Raw genomic sequence first — 24,710 nt, forward strand, 5'->3', positions numbered from 1 at the left:
GGTGCTTGTGACGCGGTTTCACCCTCAATGGCGAACCCGGTAGTCGCAGCAAACTCTCCGTAGAAAACGGCTCCTGATCAGGGGGTTGACGGAGGTTTGCGAACCTTGCCGGGACGCTTGGTGCTACTGAGGGTGGCCTGGCGCAGGATGGCGAACTCGGCACCGAGCGTGGCCTGCGTCCAGTGCGCGTTCAGCCCGCTCGGGTTCGGCAGGACCCACACCCCGGCCTCGCCGATCCGCCGCTCCTGACGGCCCATCCGCGCCTTCGGCTCGCCGAACGCGGAGCGGTACGCGGTGATCCCGACGACGGCCAGCCATCGCGGCCGGTACTCGATCACCTTCGCGGTGAGGATCTCGCCACCCACGCGGAACTCCTCGTCGGTCAGCTCGTCCGCCCGCGCGGTGGTGCGCGCGACGACGTTGGTGATGCCGATGCCCAGCTCCAGCAGCTCGTCCTGCTCGCTGGGGTCGAACCGCCGAGGGGTGAATCCGCCCAGGTGCAGCGCGGGCCAGAACCGGTTTCCCGGCCGCGCGAAGTGCAGCCCGAGCGCGCCGGAGTAGAGGCCGGGATTGATGCCGCAGAACAGCACGTCCAGGTCCGGCGCCAGCACGTCCGGGATGGTCGTGTCGCGCGCGGCGGCCAGCTGTTCCTTGGTCGGGCGAGTGCTCATGGGGCCAGTCTCGGGCACTGTGGGGCGGGTGGGTACCGGGGCATACACCGCCGACGGCTGTTCGGTCGAGGTCTACCGCCTGCTGCCGCCGAGCGGCGAGCCGGAGATCGTGCACGACGCGGTCCCGCCCGGCGCGTCGATCCTCGAACTCGGCTGCGGTGCCGGGCGGATCACGCATCCACTGGTCACGCTCGGTCACGAGGTTGTCGCCGTCGACGATTCGCCGGAGATGCTGGCGCTCGTCCGCGGCGCGGAGACGGTGTGCGCGCGGATCGGCGAACTGCGGCTCGGCCGGACCTTCGACGCGGTGCTGCTCGGCAGTCACCTGATCAACACTCCAGACGACACCGAGCGGCACGCCCTGCTCGCCGCCGCCCGGCGGCACCTCGCACCCGGCGGGCGGCTGCTCGTCGAATGGCATCCGCCCTCCTGGTTCGCGCGGGTGGCCGACGGGCAGGGCGGGCGGCTCGGCGAGGTGTCGGTGGAGCTGGCCGAGGTGGTCCGCGACGGCGAGTTGTTGTCCGCGGTCGTGCGGTATTCCGCTCGTGGGAACTCCTGGCGGCAGCCCTTCACCGCCCGGATGCTGACCGCTGATGCCCTGGAAAACGCCCTGAACTCGGCGGATCTGACGGTGGAGTGCCGGCTGACCGCCGATCGCCGCTGGTTCGCCGCGACGAGCCGTAGCGGGGGGTAGCGGAGGCGGCACGGAGGTGCGTAATCTGTGTGATCTCTCGCACAACATCTACGCCGCACCATCTCCCGGACACCACCTCTGAACAACGTCGTATCGAGGAGGCTTCGTGCAGCTGTCGCTCGTCCTCGGACTGGTCGCACTGATCCTGGCCGTGGCCGCGCTGCTGGTCGTTCTCGAGGATCGGCGGGCGGCGAAGCGGGCCGCGCAGCGCCGCCGGGCCCGGCTAGCGAGTCTGGGCGAGGTGGACCCGCTCGCGCCGAGCAGGCTGCGCGTCGATCGCTGAGGTCGCCGAGGTCTTCGTGGCCGTGGTTCGGCGCAGCGTCAGCAGCAGTGCCCCGAACACCCAGCCGAGCATCGCGCCCGTGGTGTTCGTCATGAGGTCGTCGACGTCGAAGATGCGGTAGACGAACGGCGCGGTGCCGAAGTTCGCGGTGAGCTGCGTGATCTCGATCAGCAGCGAGGCGGCGAACCCGATCAGCGCGGTGCCGATCAACCCCCGGCGCCACAGGATCCTGGCGAACACCCCGAGCGGGACGAACAGCAGCACGTTCATCATCGCCTGCTGGAAGGTCTGCGTGGTGAACCAGTCCGACAGCGGCAGCCCGTGCTTGAGCAGCTCCTCGTGGATGTCGAGGATCCACTGGAAGGGGTGCAGCTGCACGGTCTGGCTCAGCCGGGGGCTGTTCGGGCCGGGCAGCGGCAGCAGCACCACGGCCAGCGCCATGCAGGCGTAACACGTGACCGCCGCGGTGGTGACGAGGCCGCGCAGGTGGAACCGCCCGTGCCGGGCGAGCTGGCTGATCAGCTGCGGGACGAGGATCAGCGCCCACACCACGATGAAGGCGATGAGCCCCGAGGTGAGGGCTGTGACCTGTGCGTTCGTCATACCGAGAACGCTATTGATCATGGCCGGGCGCCACTTCGGTCGAAGAGCCGGACCGGTGGTGACGCCATCGGCCACTTGGCCGATCGGGCGGCGGGCCGATCGGTCAGGGCGTCACGGCGTCGCTTCGTCGTCGTGCTTCGCGGTGCGCTCGCGCTCGGCGACCCGGTCGGCGCGCCACGCGCTGAACATCGTCCCACCGATCAGGACGACGGCGATCGCGAGCACGATGACGACGAGCTGGACTTCCATTGCTTTCGATCCCCCAGGGCGTGCGACGTGCCGCTCCCGTCATCGTCGTCCGGTAAATGACTGTTACCGGAGCCCGGCCGGGTGGCACGCTGCGCGGATGCTTTCCGTACGACGCCTGACCACGACGGATGTGTCCGTGCTGCGTGATCTCCGGTTGCGCTCGCTCGCCGACACCCCGGAGAACTTCGGGGAACTCGTCGCCGTCGAAGGAGCCAAGCCCGACTCGGAGTGGGCGGATTCGCTGCGCGAACGCGCGTGGTTCGCCGGATTCGACGAGGACACCCCGGTCGCGCTGGTGTGCGGCCTGCCCGGCGAGGCGGAATGGCTGCTGTTCTCGATGTGGGTGGCGCCGCCCGCGCGTGGCAACGGTTTCGCGGCGCGGCTGGTCGCGGCGGTGCGGGCGGCCGCGGCGGAGGCCGGCGCGCGGGCCGTGGTCCTCCAGGTCTTCGAGGACAACGCGCGGGCGCGGCGGATCTACGAGCGCCTCGGCTTCGTCGCCACCGGCGTCTGGGAGGAACTCGCGGACAAGGGACGTCGCGAGCTGCTGCGGCTTTCCCTGTAGGGGTGACAGAAAGTATCTGTTACTTATAGGTAGCACCTTCGCTTATCCTCGGGTCATGGACGACGTTGTCTACAGCCGGGCCGGGCGGGGCGAGCCGCTGGTGCTGGTCCACGGGATCGGGCACCGGCGGCAGGCGTGGGACGCGGTGCTGCCGCTGCTCACCCCGCATCGCGACGTCATCGCCATCGACCTGCCCGGTTTCGGGGAGTCACCGGAATCGAAGACCGGCTACGGCGTCGAATCCGCCGTCGCGATGTTCGAGAAGTTCTGTGCCGAGCTCGGCTTGGCGCGTCCGCACGTCGCGGGGAACTCGCTCGGCGGGCTGCTTTCGCTGGCGTTCGGCGAGGCCGGGCTGGTGCGGAGCGTGACCGCGCTGTCCCCGGCCGGGATCTGGACCCGCCCCGGCGCGCTGTGGGCCTTCGCGATGCTCGCCGTCCATCGTGAGCTGGCCGAGCGGATGCCCGAGCCGCTCGTCCGCCGCGTCGCCGCGACGACGGCCGGGCGGATCGCCCTGGCCGGGATGATCTTCGCCAAGCCGTGGTTGATCCCGCCGGACAAGCTGGTTTCCGACGCGCTGGCCTTCGGCGCCGCGCCCGGCTTCCACCCGACGCTGGCCCAGGCCCGCGACGGCTTCTCCTTCCACGGTTCGGTGCCGGACATCCCGGTCACCATCGCGTGGGGCAGGCACGATCGGCTCCTCGCCCGCCCGAAGGCCGCCGACCTGCGGAGGATCGCGCCGCGGGCCGAGCTGGTCGCGCTCCCCGGCTGCGGCCACACCCCGATGAGTGACGACCCGGCGCTGGTCGCCCGCGTGTTGCTGGAAGGCAGTGCCAACAGCGGGTGACATTTGCCTATCGGGCGACGAATTGCCCTGGTGACCGGTCCGCTCACCGGGAAAGATCCCTCGCCGTGCGCCCCGTTCGGGGAAACCGGGCGCCGGTACGGGAGGAAAACGGATGAAGTTCACGAGCCGCCTTGTGGTGCTCGCCGCCGCGCTGACGACGGTGGTGGCCGCCGCGACGCCCGCGTCCGCGGCGCCGGACGCGACGACCGACGTCCGGGTCATCGCGTTCAACGACCTGCACGGCAACCTCGAACCGCCGGGCGGATCGAGCGGCAAGGTCACGCTGTCGAACGGCTCGACGGTGCTCGCCGGCGGCGCCGCCTACCTCGCGACGCACGTCAAGCAGCTGCGTTCGCAGGTCCGCGACTCGTTCGTCGTGTCCTCGGGTGACAACGTCGGCGCGTCGCCGCTGGCCTCGGCGCTGTTCCACGACGAGCCGACCGTCGACCTGCTGAACACGCTCGGGGTCAAGGCGTCCGTGGTCGGCAACCACGAGTTCGACAAGGGCTACCAGGAACTGATGCGCAAGCAGTTCGGCGGCTGCCACCCGAAGGACGGCTGCCAGTTCCGCGATTCCTTCCCCGGTGCGAAGTTCCCGATGCTCGGGTCCAATGTGTACTTCGAGAACGGGCTGCCCGCGCTGCTCCCGTTCAGCGTCCAGGTCTCCGGCGGCGTGCCGATCGGCATCATCGGCGCCACGCTGAAGGATCTGCCGTCGGTGGTGACGCCGGAGGCGATCAAGGGCCTCAAGTTCGGCGACGAGGTCGAGGCGATCAACCGCACCGCCGGGTTCCTCGACCTGCTCGGCATCAAGGCGCAGATCGTGCTGCTGCACCAGGGCGACAACACCGAGGCCGCCGGTCCCGACGACTGCAAGCTGCGTCCCGGCCCGGCCGCCGCGATCGCCGCGAAGGTGACGCCGAAGGTCGACGCGATCTTCACCGGGCACAGCCACCAGCAGTACAACTGCGCGATCAACGATCCGGCGGGCCAGCCGCGTCCGGTCATCCAGGGCGCGTCGTTCGGGCGGCTGCTGTCCGTTGTGGACTTCAAGATCGACCGCCGGACCCGCGACGTGGTGCGCGCGAAGACGAAGGCGCACAACGAGATCGTCACCCGCGATGTCGCGCCGGACCCCGAGGTCGCCAAGCTCGTCGACGAGGCGAAGACCAAGTCGGCCCCGATCGCGAACAAGGCCGTCGGCACCATCACCGCCGACCTGCCCGCGGCGGGCGTCGCCTCCGGTGAGTCCGCGCTCGGCGATGTCCTGGCGGACGGTCAGCTCGAAGCGACGAAGACCAACGGAGCGCAGCTCGCGATGACCAACCCGGGCGGTATCCGCGCGGACCTGACGTACAAGTCTTCGCCCGCGGGCGAGGGTGACGGCGTGGTGACCTACGGCGAGGCGTTCACCGTGCAGCCGTTCGCGAACATCATGCAGACCATCACGCTGACCGGCGCGAACCTGAAGAACGTGCTGGAGCAGCAGTGGTCGGCGACCGGGACGCGGATCCTGCAGATCTCGGACACGCTGCACTACACGTACTCGGCGGCGGCCCCGATCGGCTCGAAGGTCTCGAACATCACCGTGGGTGGCAAGGCCGTCGACCCGGCCGCGTCGTACCGGGTGTCGGTGAACAACTTCCTCGCCGCGGGTGGGGACGGCTTCACCGAGTTCACCAAGGGCACCAACCTCACCGGCGGCCCGGTGGACCTGGACGCGCTGATCGCCTACCTCGGCGCGCACCCCGGTCTGACACCTCCGGCGGCCAACCGCATCACGGCCGCTTCGTAGCTGGTCAAGGTCCGTGGGGGCCTCCCCGAGGGAGCTGGAGTCCCTCAAGGAGGCCCCCACGGATCTCCCGTTTCACCAAGACGTGGCGGGCATGATGGACCCATGACGACCTGGGAAGAAGTCGTGCGAATGGCCTCGGAACTGCCGGAGGTCACCGAGTCCACGTCCTATCGCACCCCCGCGCTGAAGGTCGCGGGCAAGACCTTCGGACGGCTGCGCACCGAGGCCGAGGGCGGGCTCATGCTGGTCTGCGGCCTCGACGAGAAGGCCGCGCTGCTCGGCTCCGGCGATCCGGCGTTTTTCACGACACCGCACTACGACGGCTACGGCAGCATCCTCGTCGACCTGGAACGGGCTGACGCCGCGCAGCTGCGCGAGCTGGTCGAGGACGCGTGGCTGCTCAAGGCCCCGCCGAAGGTTCGCAAGCTGCGTGACGGCGCTACGTGAGCTCGCCGTTGAGCAGGCTCATCAGGATCATGTCGTACCGCTTGCCGTCCTCGCCGCGGAACGCCTCGCGGTGCCTGCCGTCCTCCTGGAAACCGACCTTGCGGTAGACGCGCCGGGCGGATTCGTTCTCCGCGACCACCCACAGCGCGATCAGGTGCAGTCGCATGACGTTGAAGCCGTACGCGCACATGAGCCGCATCGCTTCGGTGCCGTATCCCTTGCCCCAGTGGCTTTTTTCGCCGAGGTAGATCGTGAGCTCGGCGTTGCCGACCTCGGGCTCGGCGCCTTCGAGGTCGATGACGCCGATGAGCTTGCCCTCGTCGAGGGCTTCGATGCCGAGCAGGACGTGTTCGTAGGAGTTCTCCTTGCGTTCCTCGCAGCGTTTGCGGATCTGCGCGAGGGACAGTGGATGGCCGTTGACCATCCACCGTCCGACGTCGGGATCGCTGTTCCAGCGGTACAGCGATTCGGCGTCGGACGGCTCCAGCGCGCGCAGCCGGACCAGTTTTCCGGTCAGCATCGGGTCCCCCTCGGTTCACTCCCGCCTGAGCAGCAGGAAGTCCTGGACGTCGATGAGCCCGAGGAACTGCCGGACCACGGGCGGCATCGCCTGACGCGACTCATCATGGACGAGTTCGGGATCCCGGACGACGTGATTACGGCGCCGCGTCACGAGCTCACCCCCGCCCGCCGCGAGCAGGTTCTTCACCCAGTCCGCGTCCGGCCCATAGGTCAGGGCGACCACAAACCCTTGCGGGGAACGGAAAACGTTCACCGGCGTGCGGTACTCCTTGCCCGAACGCCTGCCCTTGTGCACCACGGTGCCGAAGCCCGGCATCCAGCCGACGACGTGTTTCGTGACCCGGTTGGTGGCGACGCGGTTGAACCGGGCCACACCCTTGGGAATGACCATGGCTCCAGCATGACCGGCGGCGCCCAGAAAATCAACAGCTGTGGAATTAGCCCGCCGTGAGCGCTGTGTCGCACGATGGGATGATGACGTTGCCCGACAATCACGGGGAGCGTGCATGTCGACCGAATGGCCGCTGCGGCAACGACCGGACTCGCCGGTGCTCTTCGCCCGGTCCCTCGCCGCCGATCCCGGGCGTCTCGCCTTCGTCGTCCTCGACGATGACGACGAGTGGTTCGTCAGCGACGGCTCCGAGTACTCCGACGACATGGCCTACAACCGCGCCCAGTTCGGCTCGCTGCCCCTGCGTGACGCGCTGGCGCACATCCCGGCGCTGGCCGCGCTCGCGATACTGCCGCCCGGCATGGCCGCGGACTGGGACCCGGTGCGCCGCACCTGGCTGCTGAGCTCCGTCGCCGACTCGGACGACGAAGCCGAGGACCAGCAGCACCGCCAGGCTCGCGTCGCGGCCTGGCCCCATCCGGGTTCACCGCTCGACGAGGTGCAGGTCAGCGCCGGTCTCGCCGAGATCCCGGTCGGCCCGGCGGCCCCGCCCCGCGCCGTCCGCCAGGTCGTCCGGGAAGCCGACGGCACCTGGCTCTTCGTCGGGTTCGAGGTGCCCGAGGCGGTCGACTTCGAGACCGAGGCACTCGAACTCGAACACGTCGTCCGCCTCTACCCGGATGTCGCGACCGTGCTGGCCGCGGCGCCGCTCCAGGTCTGGGACCGCGCGAACCCCCGCGCCGACTGGGAAATCGTCGAAGGCTGAGGACACCTGTCCACAACGGACTTTCGGTGGTCAGTCCGCTTTGCGGCGGGCGTAGTAGGTGACCAGCCCGGCGATACACACCACGGCCACGCCGCCGGCGATCATGCGCATGGTTTCGTCCAGGCCGATCGCGGTCCCCGCCGCGTTGGCGGCCCCGCTGGCCAGCAGGACCAGCCACAGCAGCGCGGCGACCGCCCCGCCCCGACGCTGGACCTGCCCGGATTCGTTGTGTTTGCTCATGGTGACGAATCTATGAGTGGCCGTCGAGGCATCCCATCCCTTCAGCTGCCGGATTCGGGGTAAAGCCTGCTCTACCCGACAGTGACGGCGTCTCGTGATCAAACGAGAACACCGAGTAGCGGCAATTCCGCGTCGTATCGGCACACTTCGGGTCTTTCGGCCTGACCCCCTCCGGGTATTTCATCCGTTTTTCGCGCCGTTCGCTAACGGCGTTCGTAGCCGCGGCGAGGAGCAGTAAGAAGTGTGCGGCTGTGGATTCGGAGTGTCGGGGAGGAACGAGACCCATGACGCGTAGCGAGCGGAAACCCGGTATGCAGGGGCCAGGTTGTGCGATTCTGGCCGCTCTTTTGTTTGCGGGACTTGTGGTCCGGGCTTTCGAGGCGGCGCCCTTCGTCAGCTCGGCCGTGGTGGTGTCACTCGTCGCCGGAGTGGTCGCACTCTTCCGGTGGAGTCGCGAGAAGAAGCGCATTGCCGAAGCCGAAGCCAAGGCGGAAATTACCAGGCAGGAGGAGAGAAGGCGAAATGGCGCGATCCGTCAGGTGCGGCAGGAATTCGAAAATCGCGCGCAGGACAGCCGGGACGACGTACGGTTGATCGTCAACCGGTGGCGCGTTACGCCCACCTGGCTCATCGACGGACGTGGCGACGACGCCAGGCGTTACAGCCTGGCAGGGCTCGCCACCGCGTACAAGGCGGGATATCTGGTCATCACCGGCCCTGGGGTGCGGGTGGCCGAGAAGGTCGAGGGCGCCACCGACTCGTCCCTGGCGAGGTACGCGAACGAGATCGCCCGGTTGTGCCGCGTCGCGGAGGCGGCGGGTCCGCCGATCCTGCCGCGGCGCTGCGCGCCGTACTGTGCCTGTCCCGCCGGGCACGAGGGCTTCCATGGCCTGGCGCCCACCGCGGATCCAGCCCTGATCCTGCGGACCTGTCTGCATGGCGGGTGTGGTCAACGGTGGCGGGAGCGGGCCTGAGCGTTCCGCCGTGCATGGTCTATCCATGCACGAAAGCCCCAAGGTCCACAGTGGACATCCACTGACCTGGGGCTTTCGGTGTGGAGCGGATGACGGGAATCGAACCCGCGTATTCAGCTTGGGAAGCTGATGTTCTACCATTGAACTACATCCGCAGTGTGTCGTCAGCATACACAACACCGCGCTCCCCTTGTCGAGCCCCTCCTCTTCGCCGCCCGGAACGGTCTTGACGCCGCGGCCTCGAAGTGACAACACTTGTTGTCGACATCGAGGCGAGGTGGTCCCGGATGGCTGACAGGCTCCCCGATCCCGTGTTGTTCAGCCAGGGCGGGTTCCGGATCGCCACCCGGCTGTTCGTCGACGGCGACATCCGCGGTGACGAGCGGCAGGTCGCGCGGTTGCGGCGGTTCGCGCAGGTCGAGGACCCGCTGGCGGACGACGTCGTCGCGTGGATGGCGCGGCGGCCACAGGGTGCGGGGCGTGCCGAGTTCGAGAAAGCGCTTCACGGTGGGCTCGAGGCGCTGGACGGCCCGGCCGAAGAGCTGGCGGCGTTCTTCCGGCACGTGGAGGCGACGCCGTTCTGGGTGGACCGGGAGCGCGTCGAGCGTGGGGCCAGGGCGATCACCAGGGCGGGGCTGCTCGGGCTGTTCCCGCTCGGTGACATGTCGCTCATGGGCGGGTACCTGGCGTCGCGGGCCACGAAGTCGCTGATCGGGACCGGGGAGATCGAGTACCGCGCCGCCAGGCGGCTGGTCGAGACCGCGACCTGGTGGATCGACGTCACCACGCCGGGGGCGCTCGTGCCCGGCGAGCGGGGTTACGCCTCGGCGTTGCGGGTCCGGCTGGTGCACGCGCACGTCCGCGCCGCGATGAACCGGCGGCCCGACTGGGACTACGCGGCGTGGGACCGGCCGGTCAACCAGGTGCAGACCGTGGGCACCCTGCTGCTGTTCTCGCTGGTCTTCGTGTTCGGGGTGCAGCTGCTCGGCCTGCGGTATTCGGCGCGCGAGCGCGCGGACATCCTGCACCTCTGGCGCTACGTCGGCTGGCTGATGGGTGTCGACGAGGAACTGCTGCCCGCGGACGAGGAGGACGCCTGGCGGCTGCTCTGGCTGCTCGCCAGCACCGAGTTCATCCCCGACGAGGACTCGAAACGCCTGGCCAGGGCGTTGACCGAGACGCACGCCGCGATCGGCGAAGGACGCGGCGCGGTGGGCAAGGTCCTCGCGCACCTGTCCGTCGCGGTGCACTCGTCGATCAGCAGGCTCGTGCTCGGCAAGGTCAACGCCGACTTCCTGGAACTGCCGAACGACCGGGTCGCGCAGGCCGCGGTGCTCGCGGTGGCCGGGGTCAACTTCGCCGCCGAGACGCTGCGCCGTGTTGTCCCCGGCGCGACGGCGTTGCAGGAGCGGATCGGCGAGGCGGGCCGCCGCGGCTACGTCCGGCGGCTCGGCCGGATCTTCGCGCCGGACACCACCTACGCGCAGCACATGCGCGTCGCCTGAGCGGGCGGTGCCGGTCACCGGTACCGCACCACGCGAGTGGTCCAGTGGCACCCGATAGGCTTCGTGTGTGCTGCTCAGTGACCGTGACCTCCGCAAACAGCTCGACGAGGGCCGCCTCGGCGTCGATCCCTTCGACCCGGAAATGGTCCAGCCGTCCAGCATCGACGTCCGGCTCGACCGTTTCTTCCGGGTCTTCGACAACAGCAAGTACACCCACATCGACCCGCAGCTGCAGCAGGACGAGCTGACCTCGCTCGTCGAGAAGGAGGGCGAGGACCCGTTCGTGCTGCACCCCGGCGAGTTCGTGCTCGGCTCCACCTACGAGACGGTCACGCTCGCCGAGGACCTCGCCGGCCGCCTGGAGGGCAAGTCCTCCCTCGGCCGCCTCGGCCTGCTCACGCACTCCACCGCGGGCTTCATCGACCCCGGCTTCTCCGGGCACATCACGCTCGAACTATCCAACGTCGCGAACCTGCCGATCACGCTGTGGCCCGGCATGAAGATCGGCCAGCTCTGCATCTTCCGGCTCTCCAGCGCGGCGGAACACCCGTACGGCTCCTCCGCGGCCGGGTCCCGCTACCAGGGGCAGCGCGGGCCGACGCCGAGCCGCGCCTACAAGAACTTCCACCGCGTCGACACCTGGCGCTGAGTTCTCGGGCGGCGATCACACCTGGGCGACGGGTGAGCCGTCAGGGGAAGAACACCGGTCCCCTGACGGAGTGAGATTCGTGCGCATCGGGGTAAAAAAGGGCGCGTGATTCACCGGGACGTGCAACGCTCCCAGCGTTGTCCGCTCCTTTTCGGAGGGTTGCGCGTATGTCGTGGTCGGGAAGATCGGTCCGCTTCCTCGTCGTACTTGCGTTACTTTTCGGGAGTGCGGCGGTCGCGTCCGGACCGGCGGGTGCGGCAATTGTCAAGCCCTTCGCGCTCAATTACCACCAGACGGTCTACGGCGATTTCCTCTACGCGGGCAACGGCGTGCTGCGCTGCCCGGTCGCCGCCGACTCCGCGCCGACGACCGGCACCGGCAACACCCCCGCGGCCTGCGCGAACACCGCGAACCGTGCCGACACCCGCCACCACGACGACTTTTTCATGCAGTGGGCGGACGTCGATGCCGATCCGGGGACGTTCGACTCGGCGAAGGCGACGGTGACGATTCCGCCCGGCGCGAAAATCGCATTCGCTCGCTTGAACTGGGCGGGTAACACGGGCGTGTACAACCTCGCGCCCGGTGTTGTTTCGCCGACGAAAATGTGTCAGGACCGCAACGGCAAAACACCCGCGATTCCGCCGCCGGGAAGCCCGGCCGGTCAGTCGGTCCGGCTCACCGTCGGGGCCGGGAAATCCGTCGATGTCGCGCCCGGTTCGTATACCGAGGACCCGCTGAACACCTTCGGCGGCGGCCAGTACTACTCGGCCTACGCCGACGTCACGGGCCAGTTCGCCGGTGCGCCGAGCGGGTCGCCACTGGACCTGACGGTCGGCAACGTGTGGGCGCCCAAGGGCTTCGGCTGCACGGGTGGCTGGTCGGTCAGTCTCGTCTACTCCTATCCCGAGCGGAACCCGGACTTCGCGCCGAACAAACGCGAGGTGTTCGTCTACGACGGGCACGTCCGGCAGAATGGCACCGATCCGGTCGCCGGCCTCACGATCGACGGCTTCCGGGCGGCGGCCGCCGACGCCCACGTCGGCGTCACCGCCTACGCGGGCGACTGGGGCGGCTCGGGCGACCACTTCCTGATCAACGACAACCGGGTCGCCGAGCCCGCGACGGGTTCCACCTCGAACTTCTTCGTCTCGAACGCCGACGGCGCGACGAACCCGGAGGTGAAGAACAACTTCAGCGTCGACGCGAAGTCGTTCAACACCGGCGCCGTCCCGGCCGGCGCGACCAGCGCGAAGCTCGGCTTCGGCAGCACCGGGGACGCCTACCTGGCGCAGAACATCGCCTTCTCCACGCCGGTGCCCGAGCTACAGGTCACCACGACCGCGTCGCCCCCGGTGGCACACGCCGGTGACCCGGTCACGTTCACGATCAGGGTGAAGAACCCCGGCGACGCCGGGGTGAACGACGTCGAGATCGTCGACGAGGCGTTCCCGGCGTGCGCGCGGCGGATCGGCGCGCTGGCCGGAGGCGCCACGACGACCCACACCTGCACCGTGAACGCGCCCGGCGACGACTTCACCAACACCGCCAAGGTGACCGGGAGAAGTGCGCTCGGCGACCGGCTCGACGGCTCGTCCACCGCGTCCGTCGACGTCATCCACCCGGCCGTCGCGATCACCGCGAAAGCCGACAAAGCGGCTTATCGAGCGGGCGACACCGTGACGTTCACCGTGGTCGTCACCAACACCGGGGATGTGCCGCTGACCTCGGTGAACGTGGCCGACCCGAAGGCGCCGTCGTGTGCGCGGGCCCTGCCCGGCTCGCTCGCGCCCGGCCAGCGCAGCACGTTCGTGTGCACCGCGACGGCGCCGATCGCCGACGGGGCCGCCACCGCGACCGTCACCGGCGCCGACCCACTCGGCAAGCCGGTGAACGCCACCGCCGACGCACCCGCGCCGACCATCGCGCCCGCGATCGAAGTGACGAAGTCCGCGAACCCGCCCGTCATCCGCGCGGGCGAGCAGGTGACGTGGACGATCACGGTCAGGAACACCGGGGACAGCCCGCTCGACCCGGTCAAGCTGACCGACGACACCACGAGCGCCTGCTCCCGCGCGTTCGGCGCGCTGGCGCCCGGCGCGGCACAGACCTACACCTGCACGGCGAACCCGCCGAAGACCACGACGAACACGGTCACCGCCACCGGCACCGACCGGTCGGGCCAGCCGGTGACCTCGGCCGCGTCCACCACGGTCACGGTGATCAACCCGGCGCTGACGATCCGGAAGGACGCGAGCCCGGCGGTCGTGCGCACGGGTGACCGGATCACCTTCACCATCACGGTCACCAACGCCGGGGACAGCCCGCTGTCCGAGGTCACGGTGACCGACGACCACACGCCGGGCTGCGCGCGGTCGTTCGGGACCCTCGCTCCCGGCGCGGCGCAGAAGTACACCTGCACCGCGCCCGCCCCGGCGGACGACTTCGCCAACACCGCCACCGCGACCGGGAAGGACCAGACCGGCCGTGAGCTGAAGGTGACCGCCGACGCCAAGGTGGACGTCATCCACCCCGCCGTCGCCGTCACCCAGAGCGCCGCTCCCGCGCAGGTCCGCGAGGGTGACACGGTGACCTTCACGATCGTCGTCACGAACACCGGCGACGTCCCGCTGACCGGCGTCACCGTCGCGGACGAACGGGTGCAGGGGTGCGCGAAGAAGCTGGAAACCCTTGCCCCACAAGGGAAGAACACGTACACCTGCACCGTGGTCGCGGGGGCGCAGGGCTTCACGAACACCGCGAAGGTGACGGGCACGGATCCGACGAACCGCCCCGTGGACGCCACCGCCGAGGCGACGTTCACGGTGCAGCACCCGGCCGTCACGATCACCAAGGAGGTGAAGGGCGGCCCGTTCCGCGTTGGCGACGCCGTGCCCTTCCAGCTCACCGTGAAGAACACCGGCGACGTGCCGCTCACCGGTGTCAAGGTCGCCGACGCGCTGGTGGCCTCGTGCGCGCGGACCTTCGACGGCGCGCTCCCGCCCGGCGCGATCTGGGGCTTCGGCTGCGCCGGGAAGGCACCGGCGGACGACTTCACCACCGTGGCGACGGTGACCGGTACCCCGCCGGTGGGCCCGCCGGTGACCGCGGCTGGCGAGGCGAAGGTGGACGTCATCCACCCGGGCATCGCGATCACCGAGGACGTCACGCCGAAGGTGGTCCGCGCGGGCGACACCGTCACGTTCACGGTCACCGTGACGAACGCCGGGGACAGCCCGCTGCGGGACGTGACCGTCGCGGATCCGGTCGCGCCGGACTGCGCCAAACGTTTCGGAACCCTTGATCCGCAAGCAAAACAGACGTACACCTGCACCCTTGTGTCCGGTGTGGACGATTTCGCCGGAACAGCGACCGCGACCGGCACCGACGGGACGAACCGCCCGGTGACGGCTACCGGCACGGCACCGGTGGACGTCATCCACCCGGCCGTCGCGATCACCAAGAACGCGGTGCCCGCGCAGGTTCGCGAGGGCGACAAGGTGACGTTCACGATCGTCGTCCGCAACACCGGCGACGTCCCGCTCACCGAAGTGTCCGTTGTGGACGACAAGACACCGTCGTGCGCGCGCACCTTCCCCTCGCTCGTGGCCGGCGCCGAGGAGAAGTACACCTGCGCGCTCGTCGCGGGAGCCGCCGGGTTCACGAACACGGCGAAGGTGACCGGCACCGACCCGACGAAGCGCCCGGTCACCGCGAGTGGCGACGCGACGTTCACCGTGCTGCACCCGGGTCTGTCGATCGCGAAGGACGTCAAGGGCGGCCCGTTCCGCGAGGGTGACAAGGTGACGTTCACGATCGTCGTCACCAACACCGGCGACGTCCCGCTGACCGCGGTCAAGGTGACCGACGACCTGGCGCCGTCGTGCGTGAAGACGTTCGACCGGCTGGAGCCGGGTGCGAAACAGTCCTACGAGTGCGCCATGACCGCCCCCGCCGACGACGTGGTGAACGTGGCGAGCGCGGCGGGCACGCCGCCGACCGGGTCGCCGGTCGTCGCGACCGACGACGCGAAGGTGGACGTCGTTCACCCGGCCGTCGCGATCACCATGGACGCGTCGCCGAAGGCGGCCCGCGCCGGTGACCCGGTGACGTTCACCGTCGTCGTCCGGAACGCCGGGGACGCGGCGTTGGCCAGGGTGTCCGTTGTGGACGAGCTGACACCCTCGTGTGCCAAGGCGTTCGACGTGCTCGACGTCGGGGCGGTGCGGACCTACCAGTGTTCGGCGATCGCGCCGGAGGACGACTTCACCAGCGTCGTGAAGGTGACCGGGACACCACCGGTGGGTCCGCCGGTGACCGCGACCGCCGCCGCGAAGGTGGATGTCTTCTACCCGGGTATCGCGATCATGAAGGACGCCGCGCCGTACCAGGTCCGCGAGGGCGACACGGTGACCTTCAGCATCCTGGTCAAGAACATCGGGAACGCGCCGCTGACCGAAGTGTCCGTTGTGGACGATCGGACCCCGTCCTGTAGCCGGAACTTCCCGGCGCTGGCGCCCGACGCCGAGCAGAAGTTCAGCTGCACCACGGTCGCGGGGGCGCAGGGCTTCACGAACACGGCGAAGGCGACCGGCACGGACCCGACCAAGCGCGCGGTGACCGCCTCCGGCGAGGCGTCGTTCGTCGTGCGGCACCCCGGGGTGACGGTCACCAAGACGGCGCGGGGCGGGCCGTTCCGCACGGGTGATTCAGTGCCGTTCGACCTCGTGGTGACCAACACCGGCGACGTCGAGCTGTACAACGTCAAGGTCGAGGACGACGCCGTCCCCGAGTGCGCGCGGACCCTGGGTTCCCTGCCGGTGCACGGAATCCAGCGGTACGAGTGCACGACGACGGCGCCGGGAGGCGACGTCACGACCGCCGCGAAGGTGACCGCGGTACCTCCGATCGGAGCACCGGTCTCGAACGAGAGCACTGCCCGCGTCGCGGTCGCCCATCCGGCGGTGCGGGTCACCAAGGAGATCGAGCCGCGGCGGGTCCGGCCGGACGAGCGGGTCCTGTTCACCCTGACGGCGGCCAACACCGGGGACGTGCCGCTGCGCGAAGTGTCCGCTGTGGACGGACGGACCCCGTCGTGCGCGTTCACCGTGCACACCCTCGCGGCCGGTGCCACGGAAAGCCGGACGTGTTCGGCCTTCGCCCGCGACGTCACGAACCTCGCCACGGTGCGCGGAAACGATCCGGCCGGGCGATCGGTGACGGGTCGGGCCGAGACCGCCGTCGACGTCGCCGGCCCCGGCCTCTCGGTGACCGCGACCGGTCCGGCGAAACCCGTGTTGCCAGGCGGAAAGGCCACCTTCACGGTCGTCGTGAAGAACACCGGGGACGTCCCCCTCGCCGACGTCACGCTCGCCGACAAGGCCACGCCGGGGTGCGCGGAGCCGGTGGGAACCCTGAAACCGGGCGAGTCGGCGAAGCCGGTCACCTGTGAGGTGACCATGGGCGACAGGGACATCGCCACCACGGTGACCGCGACCGGCAGGGATCCGGCGGGCAAACCGGTGGACGCGCACGCGGACGCTGTCGCGAAGGTCGCCAAACCGGGCCTCGACCTGGTGCAGCAGAGCGACGGGCCGGTGCGTGCCGGTGACCCGGCGACCTTCACCCTGACCGTCACCAACACCGGCAACGCCGACCTCGTCGCACTGGAGCTGACCGACTCGACGTTCCCGGCGTGCGATCGCTCCTTCGCGCGGCTGGGTGTCGGCGAGCACCGGGAGTGGACCTGCGCCGCGACCGCGCCGAGCGCCGGTCTGCTGACCAATTCCGCGATCGTGACCGCCGAACCGGACACCGCACAGCCCGGCGCCCCGGTGCGCGACACCGACAGTGCCACGGCCGCGGTGATCGTCCCGCAGCCGCCGCCCCCGGCCGGTTCCCCGGGCCTCGGCGCCCCTGGCCTGTCGCCGAATCCGTCGCCGTCGTCGCTGCCGGACACCGGTTACGACCTGTGGCCCACCGCCTTCACCGGCCTCGGCCTGCTCGCGGGCGGCGTGCTGTTGCTGCTGCTTCGTCCGATCCGGCTGGCACGTCGTCGCGACCGTTTCTGAGGGACCGCCGGGGTGGCACGGTTGCCTCGGTCGCCTCACGAACTCGTGAGGCGACCGAGGCGACGCGGGTGCCGCAACGAGGGCCTCCCCGCCGCGCGCTGCGGCACCCGCGCCGGTCTCACCCCGGGCCCTGGCCGAGATGGAGGTGGCGCCGAGCTCGCCATCCGGTGGGTGCGGCCGGGTACGACAGGTTCAGGGGGAACTCGGGATATGACGGGTATTCCGGGGCCAGGCCGGGATGGGCGCCGGTGGTGTCGGCGCGCAAGGACGCGCGTTCGTCATGGCCGCTGACCCGGCCGGCGAGATATCCGGCTCCCAGCCCCAGTGGTAGTAGCAGGAGTTCGGCGATCTGAACCCACATGGCGAACATCGACTTCCCCTCTTTGCTCAGCGGCTGTGTGTCGTTCTCGCGGCCCGCCTGCGCCGGGTGGGCGACAGCGCAAGCTTATTCTCGAATTATTCGCCATGGAAGCGCCTATTCGGGTACTAACCTTGATTAAACCTCGTTGAGGTAGCATGATCGCCGGCATCACGCTGCTCACCGAGGGAAGGTCATGTCCGCACCGACTCCTTCCGGCCCCGACCGTGCGCGCCTTGCGACAAGGCTCCGGGAGATCCGCGCCGCCACCGGGATGTCCGGCAACCGGTTCGCCAAGCATCTGGGCTGGCCGCAGTCGCGGGTGTCCAAGATCGAAACCGGGGCGCAGTTCCCCACCGGCGAGGACATCACGGCCTGGCTCGATGCCGCCGGTGCCCGCGGCGAGGAGGGCGCCGTCACCGAGTTGCTCACCCGCGCCCGGGTGGAGTCGGTGTCGTTTCGCGAGACATTCAGGGATCAGGGCGGGGCCGCCGCCAACCAGCGGAGATGGCTGGAACGGGGGCAGGAGGCGACGCGGATCGCCGAGTTCCACGCCGCGTTGGTTCCGGGCCTGCTGCAGACGCCGGCCTACGCGCGGGAACTGGTCGCGTTGCCCGCCGGGCCCGCGGATCTGGCGGACGCTCCGCCCGAGGACGTCGAGCGGATGGTGGCGGTCCGTATCGAGCGGCAGGCGGTGCTCTACGACCCCGGCAAGACCGTGTCGCTGGTGATCGGGGAGGCCGCCCTGTGGGTTCGGTTCGGCAGCGTCGAAACCCAGCTCGGGCAACTGGACCGGCTTCGCTCACTCGCCGAGGTGCGTACGGTCGATCTGCGGATCATCCCCTTCTCCGTCGCGATGCCGGTCGCCCCATTGCACGGATTCATGATCTTCGACGACCGATTCGTCCAGGTGGAGACGCAGACCGGTGAGGTGTTCGTCGTCGCTCCCGACGAGATCGCCGTCTATGAGCGCCTGTTCGGCCGGTTGCGGGGCGCGGCGGTCGCCGGGGGCGAAGCGGTGAAGCTGATCCAGCGGGTCGCGCGGCAGCTGACCGCGTCCGATTCCTGACCGATCGGGGTTGCCGCGCCACGTGGTCAGGCCGGCCGTCGCCCGGCCGTCCGGGCCCCTCGGCCGCAGGTTCGGCAGTGCGGGTGTGGCCTGTCCAAAATGGTGGTGAAGGTGTGGTCCAGGGTGGCGAGGCTGTAACCGTGCTGACAGTTCACCCGTAGCCGGGGCGCTTCGGTGATCAGGCTCATCACCGCGTGCGCGACGAGGTTGCCGACCAGACCGGCGGTGACCGCGTTCGCGGCGTGCTCCGGGGGCTCGGCGGGTTTCGGTCTCCAGATCGCCACCGGTGGCCGCAGCTCGTCGCGCTCCCGTTCGGCGGCACGAGCGCATTCGAAACACGGACCGGTCCCCGGCCGGTACAGACCGATGTCGGCCTGGGGGCCGGTATAGGCCCCGTACACCCAAGGGGTTCCGGTCAGTGCGCACGCCTGGTTGGTCCAGGTCCGGATCTCGCCGGGCTGGTCGGCGCACATCGCCAGGACATCGCACCCGGCGAGCAGTGCACGGAGCGAGGCCGTGCCGTCGATCCGGGTCCGCTCTCCGGTGACCGCGATGTCGGAGTTGGTGGCACGCAACCGTTCCACGGCGACGTCCACCTTGAGCCGTCCCAGATCCTGTTCGGTGTAGAGGATCTGGCGGTTGAGGTTGGACAGCTCGATCACGTCCGGCTCCACACAGTGGAGGTGGCCCACACCCGACCTCGCCAGTGCCGACGCGGCAGTGCAGCCGACCCCGCCCACGCCGACCACCACCACGCGGGCACGGGACATCCGGACCTGGAACTCCCAGCTGGAGCTCCGCCGCGCGAGATCGACCCATCGGTTCAGGAGCCTGCCGCGGTGGTAGCGCTCACGCTGCCGGGCGCTCAGTTCGACGCACTCCGGTTCGTCGGCGTCCTCGGCATAACCTCTGTCGATCAGCAGCTCGATGTCCGCCCGCACCTCCTCGGCCGAGCGGTCGGGAAAGAGGCGGGCCAGGTCGGCGACCACCTGGCCCACCGTTCGCGTCCCATCGAGGAGTTCCAGCAACGCCCACACGGCACCCTCCGGGTCCCAGATCTCGGCCGCGACTCCGAAGACGTCGCCGCCGATCCGTACCCAGTCGTCGCCGAACCGGATCGGGCAATGCTCGTTCTTGACACGTGGACGCATGAGAACTCCTCCTCCCGGGGCTTCCGATCACGAACCGCTCGCGCCGCTGTAGGCGTGGCTCGACGCGCTCTCGCGCTCGACCATCACGATCTCGATCACTGCCTCCACCTCCCTCCTCCAGGGCGAGAGCGAGAAGCACCCAGGCAACCCCGGCACGACATCCCCGCCGCGGGTTGCTGGTGGTACTCGGGTGCACCCATCTCCCCTCCTCCTCCCCTTCTCGCGTGTTGCTCAATTGCCCCTGCGAAAGCCCCGGATCCCGGCGATGCCTGGCTGACACGCCGGTAGGGGCCTACCCGGTGCACAAACCGTCGGCTCCACGTTGTAGAGTCACTGCACACCAGATGCTCACAATGTAGAGCTATACATTGTGAGCATCTAGACTCCGCACGTGTGGCATTTGGATCTGCCATGCGTAGGCCCTGTGGGTGAACCGCGTTACTCAGCGCGACATGCCAGAGGAGGCAGGAACTTCATGGGCACGGCGACCCCCACCGCCATCAAGCGCTGGATCGCATTCGAGATGAAGCGCCTCCGCGAGGCCAGTGGCCATGACCGCTCGGCCGCGGCCGCGCGCATCGGCAAGGCCACCACGGTCATCGCTCACATCGAGACCGCGCGAAACCTGCCCGCGCCGGCGGACCTGGAACTGCTGCTCGATTTCTACGGTGTACCAGAGCATGTGTCGCTTTTTCGGGACATGGTCAGAAGGGCGAAGCGGAACAGGGACTGGTGGATCAAGTTCAAGGACGCGGTCATCGGTGACTTCGACGTGTTCCTGGCCCTGGAGACCGGAGCCGCGCGCATCAGCAGTGCGGACATGAACGTCATACCAGGCTTGTTCCAAACCCGTGACTACGCCCGGGCGATCTTTCGAAACGGCGAGACGGGAATGAGTGACGAACAGATCGCCGTCAAGGTCGATCTGCGGATGGCGCGTCAGACGATACTGGATCGCGAAAACGATGCGCCGCGAGTGTGGGCGATCCTGGACGAGGGTGCCTTGCGGCGCCAGGTCGGCGGACCGGCCGTAATGCACGACCAGTTGCAACGCCTTGCCGAGCTGGCGGAGAAGCCCAACGTCGACATCCAGGTGCTGCCCTTCGCCGCGGGCGCCCACGCCGCCGTCGACGGCGCCTTCACCATCATGGACTTCCCGGCCGAGTTCATCGGGGACCCCGGCACCGTATATGTCGAAAACCGACGCCAGTTCCTCTACTACGAGACCCCGGAAGCTGTGCGTGAATTCCGCAATATCTTCGAACGTCTGCAGATGCAGGCAGAGAAGCCGGAACTGTCGCTGGAATTCGTGAAAGAACTGGCGAAGGAGACCAGAGGAGAATCATGAACACAGAAAATTCCCGTCCCACTCTGATCGGTGTGCCTGGCTGGCGGAAATCCAGTCGCAGCCGGGGGGCGAACGGGTGCGTCGAGCTCAACACCTCCGTCCCTGGCTACGCCGGAGTGCGGGATTCGAAGCTCGGTGAGGCCAGCCCGATCCTCGTCCTCGAGCACCGCGAGATGCGGGCCTTCCTGCACCAGATCAAGAATGGTGGCGCCACGCCGGCGTAACCCACCGCGGGGCGGACTGGCGGGGCGTACAGCCCGCCGGACGCGAGGTTCGCGCGATCCCGGGGCGAGTCGCCCCGGGATCGTCTTCGTCGGAGGCACGAACCGGGCGGCGAGCCCGCTGCGACTTTTGGGGGCTGTCGCCGTAACCGTTTCGTGATACGTTCCCCGGCTGTGTCCCCCATTGGTGGTAGAAGTCGCGTGATCCTGGTGTCACTGAGTGTTCTCCTCGGTGGATTTAGCGCTGCCGGGGGAACGCTGTGGCTGCACCAAGGATTCGGTACGGATACGCCGCGTAACGCCACTCTCGCGTTGCGGGTACCGGACACCCGAGCGGACGGCCGGCTGGGAGCCGCGGGGGTGCTGGGTGCGCCGTCCGGGGAGAAGGCCGCGCCGACGACGACCTCGGGCGCGCCGGAGGGCACGCCGTCGAAGAGCGAGACGCCGACCTCCGAGCCGCCGGCCTCCAGCGAAAGCCCGACGTCGTCACGTCCACCGGACACGACGACGAGCACGAGCCAGCCCAAGCCGAAGTCCGCTCCGGCGGGCGGTTCGGCGAGTCAGGTGGTCGACCTCGTCAACGGTGAACGCGCCAAGGCAGGCTGCGGGCCGGTCTCGGCGGAGTCGCGGCTCGCCACCGCCGCGCAGAAACACAGCGACGACATGTCCGCGCGCGACTACTTCTCGCACAACACTCCCGAAGGTGTCCCGTTCGACCAGCGCATCCGCGACGCGGGCTATTCCAAGCCCGGCGCGGAGAACATCGCCAAGGGCGCGACGACCCCGGCGAAGGTCATGCAGATGTGGATGAACTCCAGCGGGCACCGGGCGAACATCCTGAACTGCTCGCTGACCCGTCTCGGTGTCGGTGTCGCGACCGACGGCTGGTACTGGACTCAGGACTTCGGGTACTGAATCCGGTTCGGTTCGCCGTAGCGGGCCAGCACCGTCGCGCGCAGTTCCGGGTCGGTCCTCGGCACCGGCTCGATGAACACCTCGGTGACGTCGTTGAACGTCTCGGTCAGCTCGCCCGCCAGCCGCACGCAGGCGCGTTCGACGTCGGCGGCGCCGAGCGCGTCGTCGAAGTCCACCCGCGCGCACACCAGTACCTGGTCGGTGCCCATCAACATGGTCTGCAGGTCGACGACGGCCTCGATCTCGGGCGCGCCTGCGAGGTGGTCACGCACGCCGTAGACGATCGCCGGGTCAGCCTGCCTGCCGATGAGCAGCCCGCGGTTCGTCCGCCCCAGCAGGTAGGCGACGCACGCGAGCAACACGCCGATCGCGATCGACGCGAGGCCGTCCCACACCGGTGACCCGGTGAGCTGGTGCAGTCCGAGACCGGCGAACGCCAGTACCAGGCCGACGAGCGCGGCGGAATCCTCGAACAGCACGGTCTTCGGCGCGGGATCGTCGATCAGCCGCAGGTATGTCCACAGTGTCCGGTTCTCCGTCCGCGCTTCGGTACGCACCTGCCGGAACGACTGCACCCAGGACACCGATTCCAGCGCGAACGCCAGCGCCAGCACGAGGTAGCCGACCAGTGGCCGCGCCTGTTCGCCGCTGTGCCCGAACACGGTGGAGAAGCCTTCGTAGAACGCGAACATCGACCCGGACGCGAAGATCGAGACCGCGGCGAGCAGCGCCCAGAAGTACCGTTCCTTGCCGTAGCCGAACGGATGGACGCGGTCGGCGGGGCGGGCCGACCGCTTCAACGCCGTCAGCAGCAGGACCTCGGTGAACGTGTCCGCCACCGAGTGGGCCGCCTCCGACAGCATGGCCGCGGACCCGGTGATGACGCCCGCCACCAGCTTCATGATCGCGATGGCCAGGTTCACGGCACCGGCCAGTACCACGGTCAGCGTGCTTTCGCCGCCGGACTCGGCCGGGTTCTCGGGTTCCGCGCTCACCTGCGAAAGCGTAATGCGCGCTGGGCGTTTACAACCGCTGAAGCCCGTGAAGCACCCGTTCCAGCAACGCCGTCGCGGGCTTCCCGTGGGCGTCGGCCGTTTCGTGGATCTTGACGAGCCCGAGGTCGGCCATGTCGTCGAGCAGCACGCGGACGACTCCGAGCGGGACGCTCAGCGTCGCGGCGACCTCGGCGACCGATCGCGGCTGGTGGCAGACTCGCCGCACCGAACGGAATTCGCCGGACACCTGCGGTCCGTTCCACCGGGCACTGGAACAGGCCGACACGAGCGCCTCGATCGCCAGATGCCTGCGGGCCTGGGTGCGGCCCCTGGTCAGCACGTACGGCCGGACCAGCGTGCGCGGGCCGAACGGGCCGAAGTCCGCCAGGTCTGGTTCCAGCGCCCAGTCGTCCTCGTCCTCGTGCCGGGCAGGCGGGGACGCCGCGGCTTCGGTGATCACTTCGACCGGTTCGGGCGGCTTGCGCGCCGACCGCTTCCGCGATGCCCGTGCCGGGACCTGCTGGAGCGGGATTTCGGGGGTGTCGGCCGAGGAGTGTGCCGAGGGGAACCGCGCCCCGGTCCGGCCGAGGGCCGGGCGGGCGGGAAGGGTGGGACGGTCGGGTGTGGACAGTGGCGATGCCGAGGCGTTCTCACCGGATCCGGCGCGGTAGCGCTTCACGTGCGCGATGCTCGGGAAACGCGCACCGGTGCGCCCGGTCGATCCCCTTTCCCGGTGCCCGCCCATGTCTTCGCTCCCCCTCTTTTCATGGTCGTCGAATCCGTCTCGCGGACCACCCTGGCTGCGAGGAAAGGCCAGGATACGCCCATTGTCCAGTCCTGTGAACGGCGTTTTCTGAGTTGCGCCGAGTGGGTGACGGAAATGGTGACAGGGCGCCGGGAAAACGTTTGCTTCACATTTGCTGCACAGCTGTGCGGAGTTGTGCGCCACGCGTGCGGCTGGCTACCGATAACGGAAGCGTGCACATGCCGACGACGTCCGGATCTTCGTGCGCGCGAGTCCGAAACCGGGCGGCAGCGGACGATCGCCACCGGTCGCGGTCGCGCGGCGGCGAACACGGTCAGTGATTCGGGACGGGGTGCGGCGCGTCGATGGTCCAGGTCGGACTGGGCCATACTGAATTGCGTGTGACCACCAGAAACGCTCAGCATGGGCCGAGTCCGGGTGGAAAAAAGGGCCTTTGGTTAATGCTCGTTGCGCTGAGAGCGGGTAAGCGAAAAACACGTAGGGCGACGAAGTCCGGTGTGCCGGTGGCGATCACTGCCGCCGGTTCCGTGGGAAATACCGTGGCCCCGGAACAGTGAAACTGTGAATGTCACTCTCGTATCGATCGCGCAACCGAAACGCCGCCGGGACGGGAAAAGCATC

25 protein-coding genes and 1 tRNA gene are annotated in these 24,710 nt (G+C 69.1%); 15 read left to right on the plus strand and 11 right to left on the minus strand.

Annotation, left to right across the window (positions count from 1 at the left end):
- Positions 1 to 77 precede the first annotated feature (77 nt).
- Complete coding sequence (gene mug, locus ABD987_RS19545; RefSeq protein ID WP_345395139.1) at positions 78 to 671, minus strand: G/U mismatch-specific DNA glycosylase; 594 nt, start codon at positions 669 to 671, stop codon at positions 78 to 80.
- Positions 672 to 699: 28 nt separating this feature from the next.
- Between mug and ABD987_RS19550 the strand changes: the two genes are divergently transcribed.
- Together ABD987_RS19550 and ABD987_RS19555 are read left to right on the plus strand one after the other, a co-directional pair.
- Complete coding sequence (locus ABD987_RS19550; protein WP_345395142.1) at positions 700 to 1,365, plus strand: class I SAM-dependent methyltransferase; 666 nt, start codon at positions 700 to 702, stop codon at positions 1,363 to 1,365.
- Positions 1,366 to 1,471: 106 nt separating this feature from the next.
- Positions 1,472 to 1,648: a hypothetical protein gene (locus ABD987_RS19555; RefSeq protein ID WP_345395145.1), complete on the plus strand. Its 177-nt coding sequence runs from the start codon at positions 1,472 to 1,474 to the stop codon at positions 1,646 to 1,648.
- On the opposite strand, the gene ABD987_RS19560 is transcribed toward ABD987_RS19555, so the two are convergent.
- Together ABD987_RS19560 and ABD987_RS19565 are read right to left on the minus strand one after the other, a co-directional pair.
- Positions 1,589 to 2,251, minus strand: coding sequence for a VanZ family protein (locus ABD987_RS19560; RefSeq protein ID WP_345395148.1), 663 nt, complete (start codon positions 2,249 to 2,251; stop codon positions 1,589 to 1,591). The two genes, ABD987_RS19555 and ABD987_RS19560, sit on opposite strands and share 60 nt — an antisense overlap.
- A 111-nt stretch (positions 2,252 to 2,362) precedes the next feature.
- On the minus strand, positions 2,363 to 2,500 hold the full coding sequence (locus ABD987_RS19565) for a hypothetical protein (protein WP_345395151.1): 138 nt from the start codon (positions 2,498 to 2,500) through the stop codon (positions 2,363 to 2,365).
- Between the two features lie 97 nt (positions 2,501 to 2,597).
- Here ABD987_RS19565 and ABD987_RS19570 point away from each other — a divergent pair, with 97 nt between their 5' ends.
- The 4 genes from ABD987_RS19570 to ABD987_RS19585 all read left to right on the plus strand — a co-directional run bounded on the left by ABD987_RS19570 (position 2,598) and on the right by ABD987_RS19585 (position 6,148).
- On the plus strand, positions 2,598 to 3,062 hold the full coding sequence (locus ABD987_RS19570; RefSeq protein WP_345395154.1) for a GNAT family N-acetyltransferase: 465 nt from the start codon (positions 2,598 to 2,600) through the stop codon (positions 3,060 to 3,062).
- A 55-nt stretch (positions 3,063 to 3,117) separates the two neighbouring features.
- Positions 3,118 to 3,906, plus strand: a complete 789-nt coding sequence (locus ABD987_RS19575) for an alpha/beta fold hydrolase (protein ID WP_345395157.1) — start codon at positions 3,118 to 3,120, stop codon at positions 3,904 to 3,906.
- Positions 3,907 to 4,018: 112 nt separating this feature from the next.
- The gene (locus ABD987_RS19580; RefSeq protein ID WP_345395160.1) at positions 4,019 to 5,701 is read left to right on the plus strand and encodes a bifunctional metallophosphatase/5'-nucleotidase; all 1,683 of its coding nucleotides are present in this window, start codon (positions 4,019 to 4,021) and stop codon (positions 5,699 to 5,701) included.
- Between the two features lie 102 nt (positions 5,702 to 5,803).
- Positions 5,804 to 6,148 (plus strand): MmcQ/YjbR family DNA-binding protein, encoded by a 345-nt coding sequence (locus ABD987_RS19585; protein ID WP_345395163.1) that lies wholly within the window; start codon positions 5,804 to 5,806, stop codon positions 6,146 to 6,148.
- Here ABD987_RS19585 and ABD987_RS19590 read toward each other — a convergent pair.
- Both ABD987_RS19590 and ABD987_RS19595 read right to left on the minus strand, forming a co-directional pair.
- On the minus strand, positions 6,141 to 6,668 hold the full coding sequence (locus ABD987_RS19590) for a GNAT family N-acetyltransferase (RefSeq protein ID WP_345395166.1): 528 nt from the start codon (positions 6,666 to 6,668) through the stop codon (positions 6,141 to 6,143). The two genes, ABD987_RS19585 and ABD987_RS19590, sit on opposite strands and share 8 nt — an antisense overlap.
- Positions 6,669 to 6,683: 15 nt before the next feature.
- A complete protein-coding gene (locus ABD987_RS19595) occupies positions 6,684 to 7,061 on the minus strand; it encodes a nitroreductase family deazaflavin-dependent oxidoreductase (RefSeq protein WP_345395169.1) in 378 nt (125 codons plus the stop codon).
- Between the two features lie 115 nt (positions 7,062 to 7,176).
- On the opposite strand from ABD987_RS19595, the gene ABD987_RS19600 reads away from it, so the two are divergent.
- Positions 7,177 to 7,827 carry a hypothetical protein gene (locus ABD987_RS19600; RefSeq protein ID WP_345395172.1) on the plus strand — a complete coding sequence of 217 codons (651 nt, stop codon included), beginning with the start codon at positions 7,177 to 7,179 and terminating at the stop codon, positions 7,825 to 7,827.
- A gap of 30 nt (positions 7,828 to 7,857) precedes the next feature.
- Here ABD987_RS19600 and ABD987_RS19605 read toward each other — a convergent pair whose 3' ends face one another.
- A complete protein-coding gene (locus tag ABD987_RS19605; RefSeq protein ID WP_345395175.1) occupies positions 7,858 to 8,067 on the minus strand; it encodes a hypothetical protein in 210 nt (69 codons plus the stop codon).
- A gap of 284 nt (positions 8,068 to 8,351) precedes the next feature.
- Here ABD987_RS19605 and ABD987_RS19610 point away from each other — a divergent pair, with 284 nt between their 5' ends.
- Positions 8,352 to 9,041: a hypothetical protein gene (locus ABD987_RS19610; RefSeq protein WP_345395178.1), complete on the plus strand. Its 690-nt coding sequence runs from the start codon at positions 8,352 to 8,354 to the stop codon at positions 9,039 to 9,041.
- 81 nt (positions 9,042 to 9,122) lie between these two features.
- Here the strand turns inward: ABD987_RS19610 and ABD987_RS19615 are convergent.
- Positions 9,123 to 9,196: transfer RNA gene (locus ABD987_RS19615), tRNA-Gly, on the minus strand.
- Between the two features lie 132 nt (positions 9,197 to 9,328).
- On the opposite strand from ABD987_RS19615, the gene ABD987_RS19620 reads away from it, so the two are divergent.
- The 3 genes from ABD987_RS19620 (at position 9,329) to ABD987_RS19630 (ending at position 17,266) form a co-directional block, all read left to right on the plus strand.
- Positions 9,329 to 10,546: an oxygenase MpaB family protein gene (locus tag ABD987_RS19620; RefSeq protein WP_345395181.1), complete on the plus strand. Its 1,218-nt coding sequence runs from the start codon at positions 9,329 to 9,331 to the stop codon at positions 10,544 to 10,546.
- Between the two features lie 67 nt (positions 10,547 to 10,613).
- A complete protein-coding gene (gene dcd, locus ABD987_RS19625; RefSeq protein WP_345395183.1) occupies positions 10,614 to 11,195 on the plus strand; it encodes a dCTP deaminase in 582 nt (193 codons plus the stop codon).
- Positions 11,196 to 11,362: 167 nt separating this feature from the next.
- Complete coding sequence (locus ABD987_RS19630; protein WP_345395186.1) at positions 11,363 to 17,266, plus strand: DUF7507 domain-containing protein; 5,904 nt, start codon at positions 11,363 to 11,365, stop codon at positions 17,264 to 17,266.
- A gap of 118 nt (positions 17,267 to 17,384) precedes the next feature.
- Here the strand turns inward: ABD987_RS19630 and ABD987_RS19635 are convergent, their stop codons facing one another.
- The gene (locus ABD987_RS19635; protein WP_345395189.1) at positions 17,385 to 17,636 is read right to left on the minus strand and encodes a hypothetical protein; all 252 of its coding nucleotides are present in this window, start codon (positions 17,634 to 17,636) and stop codon (positions 17,385 to 17,387) included.
- A gap of 184 nt (positions 17,637 to 17,820) precedes the next feature.
- On the opposite strand from ABD987_RS19635, the gene ABD987_RS19640 reads away from it, so the two are divergent.
- Positions 17,821 to 18,693 (plus strand): helix-turn-helix domain-containing protein, encoded by an 873-nt coding sequence (locus ABD987_RS19640; RefSeq protein WP_345395192.1) that lies wholly within the window; start codon positions 17,821 to 17,823, stop codon positions 18,691 to 18,693.
- Positions 18,694 to 18,719: 26 nt separating this feature from the next.
- Here ABD987_RS19640 and ABD987_RS19645 read toward each other — a convergent pair whose 3' ends face one another.
- Positions 18,720 to 19,844, minus strand: coding sequence for a PqqD family peptide modification chaperone (locus ABD987_RS19645; RefSeq protein WP_345395195.1), 1,125 nt, complete (start codon positions 19,842 to 19,844; stop codon positions 18,720 to 18,722).
- 475 nt (positions 19,845 to 20,319) lie between these two features.
- Here ABD987_RS19645 and ABD987_RS19650 point away from each other — a divergent pair, with 475 nt between their 5' ends.
- From ABD987_RS19650 to ABD987_RS19660, 3 genes are all read left to right on the plus strand, one after another.
- Entirely contained in the window at positions 20,320 to 21,192 is an 873-nt protein-coding gene (locus ABD987_RS19650; RefSeq protein ID WP_345395198.1) for a helix-turn-helix domain-containing protein, read from the plus strand.
- Complete coding sequence (locus tag ABD987_RS19655; protein WP_345395201.1) at positions 21,189 to 21,416, plus strand: DUF397 domain-containing protein; 228 nt, start codon at positions 21,189 to 21,191, stop codon at positions 21,414 to 21,416. The genes ABD987_RS19650 and ABD987_RS19655 overlap by 4 nt, the downstream gene beginning before the upstream one ends.
- 357 nt (positions 21,417 to 21,773) lie before the next feature.
- Positions 21,774 to 22,328 carry a CAP domain-containing protein gene (locus ABD987_RS19660; RefSeq protein ID WP_345395204.1) on the plus strand — a complete coding sequence of 185 codons (555 nt, stop codon included), beginning with the start codon at positions 21,774 to 21,776 and terminating at the stop codon, positions 22,326 to 22,328.
- Here the strand turns inward: ABD987_RS19660 and ABD987_RS19665 are convergent.
- Both ABD987_RS19665 and ABD987_RS19670 read right to left on the minus strand, forming a co-directional pair.
- Positions 22,310 to 23,323: a cation diffusion facilitator family transporter gene (locus ABD987_RS19665; protein WP_345395207.1), complete on the minus strand. Its 1,014-nt coding sequence runs from the start codon at positions 23,321 to 23,323 to the stop codon at positions 22,310 to 22,312. The genes ABD987_RS19660 and ABD987_RS19665 overlap by 19 nt on opposite strands.
- 28 nt (positions 23,324 to 23,351) lie before the next feature.
- The gene (locus ABD987_RS19670; protein WP_345395210.1) at positions 23,352 to 24,002 is read right to left on the minus strand and encodes a DUF742 domain-containing protein; all 651 of its coding nucleotides are present in this window, start codon (positions 24,000 to 24,002) and stop codon (positions 23,352 to 23,354) included.
- Between the last annotated feature and the right edge of the window lie 708 nt (positions 24,003 to 24,710).

The sequence above is a fragment of the Amycolatopsis samaneae genome, from assembly GCF_039541975.1.
In the GTDB taxonomy this organism is placed as follows: domain Bacteria; phylum Actinomycetota; class Actinomycetes; order Mycobacteriales; family Pseudonocardiaceae; genus Amycolatopsis; species Amycolatopsis samaneae.